The following is a 12,512-nucleotide window of genomic DNA, read 5'->3' as shown; positions in this document are numbered from 1 at the left end:
GTAAGACTTAGTCATAGAGCTATGTTTAAGGAGTGTCCTGTGCAAAGAATCGAAGTGATCGCTGGCGAGCAAAAGCGCCGTCGTTATACTCACGAAGAGAAAGCCCGTTTTGTTGCGCTCGCCATGCAGCCCAGCAACACCGTCTCACTCGTTGCCCGGCAATATGGCATCACACCCAGTCTTCTTTTTAAGTGGAAACGGCTCATGAACGATGGTGGGAAGTCTGCGATCGCCGCAGGCGACGAGGTGGTCAGCGTCTCAGAGGTCAAAGCGCTGGAGAAAAAAGTCAAACAGCTTGAACAAATGCTGGGACGCAAAACGATGGAAGCCGAAATCCTTCGGGACGCGCTTGAGATAGCCCAGGCAAAAAAGTTGATATCGCGCATGCCATTGTTGCCACCGGACGATACCCCCACATCCGAATAGCCGAAGTGCTCTGCGTATCGCGTTCGAATCTTTATGACCGGCTGCTGAAGAAACGCCAGCATCGGTCAGCCCGCTACAGCAAAGATGATGACGCTCGACTGTTACCGCTTATCGCCAGATATGCAGCGAGCGGGCGACAAACGGCTATCGTCGCGTGACTGCGCACCTCAATCGTGCGCTGAAGGAACAGAACTGGCGGGTTAACCCCAAACGTATTTACCGGATCATGCCGGCGAATAACCTGTTACTGGCAAAATCTGGCCATAAAAAGCCAGAGCGCTGTCATACCGGCAACGTCGTGACACTTAAGCCGGATACGCGCTGGTGTTCAGATGGCTTCGAAATGCGCTGCTGGAATCGGGAAGTCGTGCGGGTGGTGTTCAGCCTTGACTGCTGTGATCGCGAAGCCATCAGCTGGTCGGCGACAACAGGTGGAATAAACAGCGTTATGGTGCAGGATCTGCTGACAGAGAGTGTAGAAAAGCGCTTTGGCAATACACTTTACCTGCCACATGCCGTTGAGTGGCTAACCGATAACGGCAGTTGCTACATAGCGGACTCAACAAAAACGTTCGCTGCCTCACTCGGGTTCATCGTGTGTACGACGCCAGTACGCAGTCCGGAGAGCAATGGGATGGCTGAATCGTTCGTGAAAACGTTCAGGCGTGACTACGTGTATGTGAATGACCTGCCGGATGCGGTGACCGTAATGGAAAAACTGACGGAATGGATGGTGGACTATAATAACGGGCATCCCCACAAAGGTCTGAAAATGCAGTCACCGAGAGAGCACAGAAGTTCGCTACTGGCTATAAATTAACCGTGTCCGTTTTAGCGGGGGCAACTCCAGCTGGATGGGCGGCACCGTATGTCAAATGCAAGCTGGAGATGATTATGGAAAGGCATTTTCCTGCGCAAATGCAGCTAAGCTACGCGCTAAAAGATGCCAATCTTGCACTCGAAGAGGCCGAAGGCACGGAGCTGTCGATCCTGAATAAAATTGCCGATTTTTGGGATGAGGCTGCCGCAGATAGCTATGCCGATCAGGAGTTGGCGGGCGTTTACGCCTGTCTTGCGGGCTAACCGGCAAGCCAATGCTGAAAGTAAAGTGCAGAAGGTCTCCGTGAATGCAACCCGAAGCATCGGCGGCAGTCTCTATCTATTACGTGGCAATGTTCTGCTGTCTTTGTATACCTTTTATAAATTTTTTGTACATGAGTAGCATGCTGGCTATGTTTGTTGCTTTGTCCATTAATATTAACGACCATTCCTAATATTATTGCAGCATAAGTTTATACGGTTCATTTCAAGTATATCTCGACAGAGAAGTAATCCATGTAGTTTAGTCGTAGTTAGGCCTAGTTTGCGAATGGCATTATTTTTGATAGTGTAGATCATTTTTTGACTCATCCCTAATTTTGTTGCAAGTTCAGGGATGCTGACTCCTGAGGACAGTCTCCTTATTATGTTTTGCGATGATTTTGAACCGTTTTTATGGCTATATTTTGGGTTTGAATTGAGTATTGAAAACAAAAGATCTTCCCTCGAACATTGCGCTGAAATTAACATTGGATTGTTTTTTACATCATTTGATATAGTTCTAAATGGCGTTATAATTATAGCGACAAGGTTGTGTGCGGCTGCTAATCGTAATACTATCCGGCGTTTTCGGAAACAGTTAATATATATTATTATTTTTTGTGATGGGATCTTTGATATTGCCATTCGAGTATATCGCCAGCCGTTTACATTAATGTTGTTGCTCATGATAGATGCTTCATTGATTACTTTTTTCAGAACTTCACTTGCTCCTGATAAGAAAAAAACATCATCTGAAATTATATGATAAATCATTTTAGCTCCAATGTTTATATGTTCGTGTTTTTTTGTTTTTTTTGTTTTTTAAATAAAAAGAATATGCCCATAATGGTATGAACATGAAAATACAATTTAATTTGTAAGTCACTGTGCATCTAGATACGCAATCGTTCTATTAGTTGATGAACAAAATTCAGTTCTGTGCTAAATAAGAAAATCTGGTGATGATATAGCTTTACCGGGAAGGTTTGATGTCTCATCACAACGACTTACGGGATGCAGAGTAAGGTAATTTTCCTAAATGGTGAATTCTTATCGTTAAACCATAAGTAAAACTATCGATTTAACAATGGGTTATGGTTTGTACTAAAACTAAGGTTTTGCTTATGCCGGAAAGCCAAGCCTCAGTCAGGCTGATAACCTTGATGAATGCTTTTTTTATAAAATACAGAGTGTTCAACTCTAAAACAGCTCATGGAAAACACCCAAAAATATGCTAACATATTGATATATGTTGCATTGAAAGATGCTTTCATCTTGGGGGGCGTATGGACAAATATATTATTGATAATGAAATTGTCTTCTCCCCTAAGGAGAAACAGCTGTTATCTCTAAAGAACTCATCAAAATTTATCCTGCATAGTGCCAGCGCCAGCTGTCTGACACTATTACTGGAAAGGCATGGAGAGGTAGTAACCCAGCATGAATTAATGGTAGCGGGTTGGGGGGGGGATGCGATACGTACCGTCTCTAACGCTGCTTACTATCAATGCTTTGTTAATTTACGCAAGGTTTTCCGGGAATTAGGTTATCAGAAGGAAATATTGACCACGGTCAGAGGGAAGGGGATTCGCTTCAACAAGTATGTCCGAATAAAGAAACTTGTTCAGGGTGAGAATACTGTTTTTCCGCTTCGTCAACAGGATATTTCCCTGTCAGCGCAACCAGCTGAGAAAAATTTACTTCGCGCTGAACGCGTCCCGATTATTCCGACCTCAGAGGCCACATTGCCGCCCGAACGAGTAGCGAAGTCGGAGGGGATGAATGATCCGGTTTCGATAAAAAAAATATTTTCGCAACGTACAATCTATCTGCGACTGTCACTATGTGGTCTGCTGCTTCTTGCTTTCATTATATGGACAATTAGCAATAAAAAAATTAATTTTACCATCGATGGTTATCGTAATTTTTCTAATGAACCATCTTGTGTCTATTTTAATGAGCGTAACGATAATAATGATTATGTTATTAATTTTTTACAAAGTCACGGGTATGTCTGCGATACAGGAAACAAATATTTTGTTTCCCATTTTTCGGCTTCACCTCGGTTGACTATTTTTATCTGTGGCCCCAAAACTTCCCTCAAATGTGATTCTGTAACCTACATTGTGGATAAAAATGACTAGATATGTTTTTGCTATTTGCATGCTTCTGGTGTGTTTTTCATCAGGTGTCTATGCTAATGATGATATCAACTGTGAAGTTAATCATAGCTTGTATCACGATGATTTTGTCATTAAGGCATTCTACCGATTTATCATATCCAAAGGCTCCGGAGTGATATTGATTAACGGAAAAATTAATGATGGCAAAACTGCATATGTTATCAGCCGGGAAATTCGTTTTGCTTATAGTAAGAAAAGCGCTATTGATTATATATTGATCAATGGTATCATCCACAAGAATCCGCTGGATAATATACCCGATGTCTTGCTCATGAAGCACTATCCCACATTCTTTATCGAAAATGGTAACTCGTTAACTTTTCGGATCAAACGAGAGAACAAAAATGATTTTATTATGAGCTTTGTCAGTACGCCTTTTTTTTATTGTAATGGCAGCAGCGTTAAGCGCTAATCATCGGCGCCATACAGCTCCATAAAAATAATCTGTATCTCAGCATTTAATGATATATTACCTGGGATTTTTTTTCATGAATATACGGCAAGCACCATCAGATAAACAACCAGTCTTTCCAAATACCTCATGGTTACTTTTCTTGTAGGAACTGGAGCATGGACGTTCATGGTATACAGCCGTGCAGCGAAACATCCCCGTTTTCAATGGGTATCAGGTGTTCTGAGGTGGTGTTTTTTGATGCATCGTTCCAAAATTATTCCGTTTATTGTGTCTAACTATTGCTTTATTATACTCTAAATAATTCAAGTTGCAGGACGGCGGCAAGGGAGTGAATCCCGATGAGCTTACACCAGTAAGTGATTCGGGTGAGCGAACGTAGCCAACACACATGCAACTTGAAGTATGACGAGTATATTAGTTTATATTCAATTTACTACATAGAACCTTGGCTAAGGCTAAAACCCTTCTAAAAAATATCACTCCTAAATGTGGTATAGAAAAGCGATGTGGAAACTCGAAAGGCCTGTTGTCTTCCATGTAAGGACTCGATAGCAAAGTCGGGGAGAGTAATTTTCTGGTTTTTTGGCATCAGTGATTTAGTGACTTTACATGGCTCATATACTTGAAGGGTTTATTGTTTGTTTTTCAAAAAGATGCCTCCATTTTTCTGAGAGAAGCTAATTTTTTGACTTTTTATATAAAATAAAAATGCCAAAAAATACTTAATTTTGAGAACCGTATGCACGCCGTCCTCCTGAATAGAGCATGAAAGTTCCAAAGGGCAGGGCTCTGCCAGGCGTTTATCCTTGGCGTATGGTTTCCTTCACTGCCCTGAGTAGCTGCGCTCCACGCCATAATCATCAATCCAGGTCAATGATTTCAGCTGCGTCCTAAGGGTTGCCGACGGCGGAAGTGTAATGCTCAGAGAAGAACGCGGCAGCAGCATACTATCGGCCGGCAGGTTGCCGATCTCATCGCCGTTATCGAGGGTAATTTTCAGCAGGGTATAGTGCAGCGGGGAGGGATTATTCAGCTTAAGACATATTTTTCCATCGCAGCGCGTTGTTGTTGATACGACATTCTTGACGCTCTCTTCGGGCGTTATGTTTGCCAGCGCGGCGGGGCGGTAAAAAAGCTTGATGCGAGTGCGGAAAGCCACCTGCAGCAGACTATTTTCTCCTTTGCTGGCCCCGGCGGCCTCGGGGGGGATTTCCAGCGCATTAAGCCAGAATAGCGATTCGCGATCCGTCGGTAATGCGCTACGGTCACCCGCCAGCTGCAGGCGCACGGTGCGAGAATCATGTCCGTTGAGGCGAAACACCGGCGGCTGGATAAGAAAAGGCATCCTGATGACTTCCGGGCGATCCAGATAGTTGTCCCTGTCGGTCCAAAGCTGCATAAGGACTGCGCTATTCCCCTCATTTATAATGCTAAACGTTACCTCACGCTCCTGCTCGCTGACCACCAGGCGGGTGAAGTTAATATAGGTTCCAGCCGCCGTTGGGGCGGTTAAAAAAAATACCAAAAAAAGTGAAGCCAATTTAGCAATGAAGGTCATAACGAACGCTCCCGGTGGCGATATTTATCTGTAGCGAACGGTAAAGACCACCGCGCCGTTGATACTTCCTGATGTAACGTTATTTTCCGTCTGATAAAGACCAGCGCGCAGCGGTACCGAGTAGTTGGCGTCATTTCTGGTGGTATCATAATCGCTCAGAAGATACTCGGTATTGAACGACAGCGGTATATCCTGGCCGTTCAGCAGTTGAATGCCCACGCCGCTGGCGGTAGAGGTGCTGTCCAGGGCAAAGACCCCCTGCGTATTATCAATAATCGACGATTTGGGGGTGAACAAATAGCTGATACTGGCTAAGCCGGCAGAGCACTTTTTAAAGTCCAGGTTAAAGCCGGTCCGTGAAGTGGTATAGCCTATACCTCTAAAGCCAGCTCGGCCCGCGGGAGGGAGCTCGACGGCAATATCCGGGGTAGTGCAGGTGCCGCCGGTGGTTGAAATCACCAGCCCGCCGGAGCGAAACTGGGCAATCATATAGGTGCCGCCGCCGAGGGAAGTACTGCCCTGATAGCTTTGGTAATGACGCATATACATTGGGTCAAAAATGCTGAGGCTTCCCGCCGTTAACGATGTGGAGGTCTTGACAAAACGTACCTGGACATCGACGCCAACGTTCCATGAACTGCCGCTATAGCTGGCGTTGAATAGCTGCGCGGGCGTCTGGTAGACGCCGTTATTGACGGTCAACGGGTACCAGTCGCTGACCTGGCCTTTTATCGTATAACGCCAACGTGCGACGTAACCTAAGCCGGCCTTTACCACAGTGTTGTAAATAGTGTAGGTCTGGCCATCGATCTGGGCACTACCCCAGATGGTATATGGCGGATATCCCTGCACCGCAATAGGGATATTCGAACTCTGATAGGCAGTGCGATGGTTGCAAGTCCACGCCGTGGGGTTCGACGAGGTGAACCAGCTGCCGAGAAAATCGCCCACGTCCGCATCTTTGCCCACCTGAACAGTCGCGGAATCAAAGTACTGATAATAACCGTTGGTTCTGGCGCAATCGACCCAGGTTCCGTCCGCCCGGGCGAAACCACACATGCCGCAGAAAGCGAGCAGATACGGGGCTACAATACGCATAATGCTTTTCATTATTCACTTCTCCTGTTACTGGCAAACGGCGCTAAGCTGCGGTAGCTCACCGGCAGGCGTCGATTTTCCGCCCGGCAGGCTGTAGCTAAATGCGCAGCGTTGGTTTCCCCCGTTCCCCCAACGTACGTGAAGCCGTCCGTTTTCATTTTTCACCCGCACAAACGCCTGTCCGCCCTGGGCGACATAACCGACGGTATTGTTAGCTTCATCAAGAACGGATGCACCAAACGGCAGCTCGGTATACGGATGGCTGAGGGTCAGAAGCGCAGAGTGGCCGACATCGGTTTTATATTTCATTAAGACCACCGCTCCCGCCGTGGGGACGCTATTCTGGCTGGTGACTTCCAGTGAAATATCGTTCGATAAGCCTTTCGGATCGAGCCCAATGGTATTTTGTCGGTACGGCGTTAAATACGGCACTGCCGCCTTACCCGAGCCGTTTAACCGCAGGCTGTTGTTGTTGGTAATTTTGGCTCCCGCAGCGTTATCTGCTTCAATTACGGCCATGGTGTCGCCCATCACCGGCGTCAGCGCCACCCCGCTCTGCCATGCCACCACCCCGCCGGATAGGCTCATCCCGTACTGCTGATAGCCGTTTCCCGCAGACACGCTGCCGCCAACGTTACTCCATGGCGAGGTCCAGTTACCGCTCAGACCGCCGGTCGTTCGGGTTCCGACATCCTTGTAACGGTCTACGCTACCAAAGGCGCTATAGCTGTACTGGCGGTTGTCGCCGGCGGTTCCGGCGAGCGAGTTCTGTATGCCCCGATGATCGCGCTCCTGAACATAGGTGGAGTTGAGATATGCCGAACGGCCGCTGTCGCCGAGCGGCAGCGAAATACCGATCGCAATCTTATTATCCCACTTGTCCTTCATCAGGTCTCTGGTACGGCTACCGTTAATGTTGAGGTTAAAGTGCTTGAAAACATTGGTGTAGCCGAACTGGTATTCCGTATCGTGGCCACTGCGGTTCCAGTAGTCCTGGCTACTGATGCTGACATTAAAGCTGCCCCACGTATCGTCGATATTTTGCGTGGCACTCAGCTGAAAGCGGTTTTTGCGGTTAGCGGTATCGTTAAACCAGCTGCTGTTGCGCAGCTGCCCGGCGCGCAGCATCATGGCATCGTCAATACCGTAATAGCCCGAGCTGGAATAGCGGTAGCTGGCAAGAGTTACGTTGGTATTGACCACCGGCAGTATTTTGGCAAAAGAGAAGCGTAAGCTTTGTCCTTCACGCTTGATATCGTCGCGTAAAACGCTGCGGGCGTGGGTGATATCCGTAGAAATTGCGCCGACAGAGGTATTCAGGGCGACGCCGCCTGCGACCGATTGATAATTCTCGCCGCCGAGGATGCCGGTGTAGCCGGTAATCAGGTTAGTAAAGCCGTGGCGCAGCGTGCCCATCATGATGTCCGGTTTTTCATCCACGGTGGCATTATGGTAGCGTCCACCCATCAGGGTATAGCGGGTGGTACCCGGGCGCAAAAGCTCTGCAATGGCGGCGTAGGTGACGGTAAAGCGGCGCTCGCTGCCGTCCGCTTCTTTAATCGTTACCAGCAAGTCACCCCCGACCCCGGTCGGATACAGGTCGTCCAGCGTAAATGGCCCCGGCGGCACGGTTGTTTCATAAATACGCATGCCCCGCTGGCTCACCTGGACCAGTGCATTGGTGTTGGCAATACCGTTGACCACCGGCGCAAATCCGCGCTGTGAATCCATATACATCCGATCGTCTGACGACAGCATCACGCCGCGAAAGCCCACGCTATCAAACACGTTCCCGTCGGTGGAGGATTCGCCGATCACCAGCCTGCTACGCAGCGGAATAATCGCGCGCTCAAGATAAGCACTGGTATTGTCGTAATGCCAGCCCTGGCCTTCGTTCCAGTTAAATGAGCCGCGGTAGCGCAGACGCCAGGCGTCCCAGTTAATCCCACCGCGTAGCCCCAGGTACTGTGTTTCCAGCGAGTCGCCGCCGGACATGCTGGAATGGTAGGCGTTATAATCATACTGCAGCGTCGCGGCGGGAATACCGTGATCCCATAGCTCAGGGCTGACGTAGCCCCGGGCATGGCGAAGTAGATAGATCTGTGGGGACTGGATGTTAATTCTCTGAGTGCCAGTATCATACTCGGCGCTCAGATCGGGGGCGATATCCTTAGCGCGAATGCAAGCGTTAGCCGATTGTAGCTTTTGTAATATTTCGCTGGTTAACTTATCAATGTTTATGCCCAGCATGGAAACCAGTTTAATATTAAAACACGGCTTAGCAACGATCGGATTTTCTTCATCATAGGTAAAGTTAACGTCCGTACGGCCTTTCCATTTATCATTAACAGAAATATCAACCGTATGCGTACCGCTGACCACGGGATTACCCTGGGAATATGCGCCAACGTCAATAGCTGAACGCATAAATGCACTATTAAAAATAACTTCTTCATTTTGTTTTGCTGATGCGGCTTGAGATAAGGTAATGGATAATATAACCAGCTGTGCAATCCGTGATAAACGAACTGAAGAAATTATTTTGTTATTATTTTGGCAATGCCTGCTCATTTTTAGTTTCTCCTCCGTAATCATTAATTACACTGTAGAAAAGAGTGAGGCCTTTCAGACTTTCAGCTCTTTTTGCTGTCAGCGGGAGATTCATTTCTCCTTGTGGTGCCAGCATGCGTTGCGGAAAGTTATCAACGGCGGCGGCAACTGCAGAATGCTTTGATTTACGGAGCTCGATGCTACTGAATGTAATAAAATAGGGGGACTTGTTTTTTACATTTAACGTATTGCCGTGCAGCGTAAATTTAAGGTTCTTATAAGCCTCCAGAGAACTTTGCTGAAGGTTGCCAGGACGGTAGAACAATTTAATTCGCGTTCGAAAGGCAAGCTGTAAAAGGTTAGTGCCGCTCTCCACCAGATTTGTGGGCTTAGGCGGGACCTCGAGCATATTGAACCAGTACAGCGTTTCCCGGTCCTGGGGCAGGGCGGCATTGGTGAACATGATTCTCACCGCCTGACCTTTTGTGGGGTCGATGCGTACCACTGGAGGATTAATAATAAAAGGAACCTTTACTTCGCCGGGCTTAGCTTTAGGATTACCATCATCAATCCACAGTTGTAACAAATACGGGTTCTTACCATTGTTTTTTAATTGGACAACGGCTTCTTTATCTTTGGTGTTAAAGATGATGCGTGTTCCGTTAATTGCTACGTCAGCTATGGCGCTTGAGGAAATAATACTCGAAGCCATGAAGATACAACCGGAGAGTAAATATTTAAACATCAAAAACCTCATCATTATAGGGAGCAGGCAATCCTGCTCCCTGATTTGTTACTCGTAAACCATGGTGTAATCGACCTGGGTCGTCACGGTACCGGCAGTTGATGCGTCGGTTGCGTAGTACTGGGCGAAGTAGTTTAAGGTACCGCTGCCGCCGCTGACATCAACCGGAATATCGTTCTGGCCATTGGCCATGGAAGTGCCGGCGAAGATCGGGTTACGCGCTGAGTTCAGCAGCTGGACCTGTACGTTGGTTGCCGCATCCGCTACGCCAGCATCAATATTCAAACGGCCGCTCTGGCTATCAACATAGGCGCCTGGTTCAAAATAGGTTCTGGCCGTAGAAATAGCGGTACCGGAGCAGCCGCTCAGAGAGATATTGAACGGCGTTGCGCCGGCAGTTGCGCCCGCAGCGAACAAGCTAGAAGCTGAAACCGTTGGTAAGGTTACGGTTGCATCTTTCTTTCCTCCGTCGACGGTAATAGTACAGGTGGTGTCGGTAATCAGGCCGTTAATAGTGATGGTGCCATCAGCAGCAATTGCTGAAGTTGCTGCCGCAGAAGACAGTACCAGCGCCAGCGCTGAAAGAGTGTGTTTACGGTTACGCATAATTATAATTCCCTTAGTTGTATTGATATGAACAGCAATATAAAGATGCTATCGAGATTATTTTTAACAAATACCTCTCACTTTATTAGCATAGAAAGTTCGATAGCATCATTGTCTCATCAGTAATTGGCAATATTTACTAATGTAATATAACGATAATCCTGCGAGCATTGCAGTATTATTTATATTAACCCTGGTGGCGCATTTTTTAATTTACCTGGGCTTATGTAGCATTACTCCACTTTTATGCTGGATGATTGACGATTAAATAACTTGAAGTTACATGTATGTTGATTATTCCTCCACGGTAAAGGTGAGCGTCGGCGTTTATCCATTAGCTAAGTTTTTATCTTTATATGGCCAGAGTTCCGCTGCGTGTTTATTTTTAACGTATATAGATGTCTCTTCATAATTGTTTAAAGCAATTGAATTCGCCATTATTGATTGGTGTTACCTATTTTAAGGGTTTTCCCTTTTATAAATCTTAGTAAAAATAATCGAGTAATATATTCTGGAAATTGGATAATATCATTTTAAATCATGTGGTTATGAGTTGAGGTGAACGGACCTGTAATCAGGCAGTGATATGTTTCCGTGTTTATAAAAAACTTGTTTTTTGTGTGTTATCGGAGTTTTGTTTTATTTTATAGGCTTATCTTTTGTTTTTTTGATTGCTTAATGGTTTTTTGTTGGCGCTATTGACTTCTTGTGTGGGGTAAGGTGAGTGATGTCTATTGAAAATGCCAAAAGTTCCCCATTTGTCCGAGCGGTATTTTGATAAAATAAGAATATTATTGTCACCTCAATGGGTAAAATTCTTATTCATTATTATACGTTGTCTGCTGGGGAAATAGCTGAGGTGAATCTATGAAAGAGTATACGCGCGAAAACGACGTTTAGGTGTTATCGGCGGCTGAAGTTCGGTATGTACATCATTGTTAATGGTGTAACGGTACAGTAACATGTATGTTGGATCTAATCATAATACTCCTTGAGGAGTATGTTTTGGAGGACGAAAAATTGTTTTAATTGCTTTGATACAACTTCAACATTTTTAACGGTAAAGCCTGGAGGGGTCATAAATATGAATGTTCCTTTAGCGACCTTACCTTAAGACAGCAAAATGCTGATTAAAACATTCATTTTCTGCTCAGCCCCAGCTTCATGGCCAGGGTAGGCTATCCCATGAAATCCAGTGTGAATATGCCGGATTTTCTTAGCTATCATTATACGGTAGGTTATCGATCTGGCACACTTAACGTTCGGTGATGGGGGATTTAATACATCAAAAATGAAAAAAATCCCGACTCCGTATCTATGACCGGGTGAAACGGAGCGGGACAGGCATGCAGATCTATCGAAGGTTCGGTCTCAGGCCGATTAGTGAACAATCTAAAGGTTTACATCCCAAAAGCCTATTACAAAGAATGAGTACCCCAGCCGCATATTTTGTATTACGCTCCTCACCAGCAGGCCTTATGTCACCACCGTTTTCTGCTCAATGATTCTCCTTGTGCCCCATAGCCCTTATTCGCCGCCGATCGCAGAAAAACCGCGTCACACGGATTTTACCGATCTGCGACATAAACGCAGTTTTGCTATTTTTTCCGGACCTAATGGATACAGCCTAACTCTCTCTCAGGCAATAATGACCGGCAGGTTGTGTAAGTATCTCGTCAAAACGGCCCATTCACTTTTAGAGATCTTCCAACATACTGATTATGTCCCCTGAGGAGATTGCTATGCGTAAGATCCGATTCACCGAACACCAGATCATTGCCGTTCTGAAGTCTGTCGAAGTCGGGTGCACCGTCAAAGATGTGTGTCGCGAGGCCGCTATTTCCGAAGCCG

At 46.4% G+C, this 12,512-nt stretch carries 9 protein-coding genes and 2 pseudogenes; 5 read left to right on the top strand and 6 right to left on the bottom strand.

The genetic code is table 11. From position 1 onward, the window contains the following. Positions 1–39: 39 nt before the first annotated feature. A pseudogene (locus GVK32_RS06090) lies at positions 40–1,246 on the top strand (IS3 family transposase). Positions 1,247–1,320: 74 nt separating this feature from the next. After that, a complete protein-coding gene (locus tag GVK32_RS06085; protein ID WP_159867161.1) occupies positions 1,321–1,509 on the top strand; it encodes a hypothetical protein in 189 nt (62 codons plus the stop codon). Between the two features lie 174 nt (positions 1,510–1,683). Here GVK32_RS06085 and GVK32_RS06080 read toward each other — a convergent pair whose 3' ends face one another. Continuing rightward, the gene (locus GVK32_RS06080; RefSeq protein ID WP_159880930.1) at positions 1,684–2,280 is read right to left on the bottom strand and encodes a hypothetical protein; all 597 of its coding nucleotides are present in this window, start codon (positions 2,278–2,280) and stop codon (positions 1,684–1,686) included. Between the two features lie 512 nt (positions 2,281–2,792). Between GVK32_RS06080 and GVK32_RS06075 the strand changes: the two genes are divergently transcribed. Beyond that, positions 2,793–3,650 carry a winged helix-turn-helix domain-containing protein gene (locus GVK32_RS06075; protein ID WP_159867155.1) on the top strand — a complete coding sequence of 286 codons (858 nt, stop codon included), beginning with the start codon at positions 2,793–2,795 and terminating at the stop codon, positions 3,648–3,650. After that, positions 3,643–4,101: a hypothetical protein gene (locus GVK32_RS06070; RefSeq protein WP_159867152.1), complete on the top strand. Its 459-nt coding sequence runs from the start codon at positions 3,643–3,645 to the stop codon at positions 4,099–4,101. Before GVK32_RS06075 ends, GVK32_RS06070 begins: the two co-directional genes overlap by 8 nt. 826 nt (positions 4,102–4,927) lie before the next feature. On the opposite strand, the gene GVK32_RS06065 is transcribed toward GVK32_RS06070, so the two are convergent. Genes GVK32_RS06065 through GVK32_RS06045 form a run of 5 tightly spaced genes read right to left on the bottom strand, consistent with a single transcriptional unit; the run spans position 4,928 to position 10,661 of the window. Beyond that, on the bottom strand, positions 4,928–5,662 hold the full coding sequence (locus GVK32_RS06065) for a molecular chaperone (RefSeq protein ID WP_159867149.1): 735 nt from the start codon (positions 5,660–5,662) through the stop codon (positions 4,928–4,930). Positions 5,663–5,686: 24 nt separating this feature from the next. Continuing rightward, complete coding sequence (locus GVK32_RS06060) at positions 5,687–6,772, bottom strand: fimbrial protein (RefSeq protein ID WP_159867146.1); 1,086 nt, start codon at positions 6,770–6,772, stop codon at positions 5,687–5,689. Between the two features lie 15 nt (positions 6,773–6,787). Next, positions 6,788–9,331 (bottom strand): fimbria/pilus outer membrane usher protein, encoded by a 2,544-nt coding sequence (locus GVK32_RS06055; protein WP_159867143.1) that lies wholly within the window; start codon positions 9,329–9,331, stop codon positions 6,788–6,790. Then, positions 9,309–10,055 carry a molecular chaperone gene (locus tag GVK32_RS06050; RefSeq protein ID WP_159867140.1) on the bottom strand — a complete coding sequence of 249 codons (747 nt, stop codon included), beginning with the start codon at positions 10,053–10,055 and terminating at the stop codon, positions 9,309–9,311. The genes GVK32_RS06055 and GVK32_RS06050 overlap by 23 nt, the downstream gene beginning before the upstream one ends. Positions 10,056–10,103: 48 nt before the next feature. After that, positions 10,104–10,661, bottom strand: a complete 558-nt coding sequence (locus GVK32_RS06045; protein ID WP_159867137.1) for a fimbrial protein — start codon at positions 10,659–10,661, stop codon at positions 10,104–10,106. Between the two features lie 1,742 nt (positions 10,662–12,403). On the opposite strand from GVK32_RS06045, the pseudogene GVK32_RS06040 reads away from it, so the two are divergent. Beyond that, positions 12,404–12,511, top strand: a pseudogene (locus GVK32_RS06040) (transposase); the annotation flags it as partial. Position 12,512: the final 1 nt, after the last annotated feature.

The organism is Klebsiella sp. 18074 (genome assembly GCF_902705905.1).
Classification (GTDB): domain Bacteria; phylum Pseudomonadota; class Gammaproteobacteria; order Enterobacterales; family Enterobacteriaceae; genus Klebsiella; species Klebsiella terrigena.
The sequence above is the reverse complement of the archived record's forward strand: the minus strand, read 5'-3'. Positions and strand labels throughout refer to the sequence as shown.

Coding starts and splice junctions, on each gene's coding strand:
- GVK32_RS06085 (WP_159867161.1), top strand. CDS start 1,321: ATGGAAAGGCATTTTCCTGCGCAAATGCAGCTAAGCTACGCGCTAAAA.
- GVK32_RS06080 (WP_159880930.1), bottom strand. CDS start 2,280: ATGATTTATCATATAATTTCAGATGATGTTTTTTTCTTATCAGGAGCA.
- GVK32_RS06075 (WP_159867155.1), top strand. CDS start 2,793: ATGGACAAATATATTATTGATAATGAAATTGTCTTCTCCCCTAAGGAG.
- GVK32_RS06070 (WP_159867152.1), top strand. CDS start 3,643: ATGACTAGATATGTTTTTGCTATTTGCATGCTTCTGGTGTGTTTTTCA.
- GVK32_RS06065 (WP_159867149.1), bottom strand. CDS start 5,662: ATGACCTTCATTGCTAAATTGGCTTCACTTTTTTTGGTATTTTTTTTA.
- GVK32_RS06060 (WP_159867146.1), bottom strand. CDS start 6,772: ATGAAAAGCATTATGCGTATTGTAGCCCCGTATCTGCTCGCTTTCTGC.
- GVK32_RS06055 (WP_159867143.1), bottom strand. CDS start 9,331: ATGAGCAGGCATTGCCAAAATAATAACAAAATAATTTCTTCAGTTCGT.
- GVK32_RS06050 (WP_159867140.1), bottom strand. CDS start 10,055: ATGTTTAAATATTTACTCTCCGGTTGTATCTTCATGGCTTCGAGTATT.
- GVK32_RS06045 (WP_159867137.1), bottom strand. CDS start 10,661: ATGCGTAACCGTAAACACACTCTTTCAGCGCTGGCGCTGGTACTGTCT.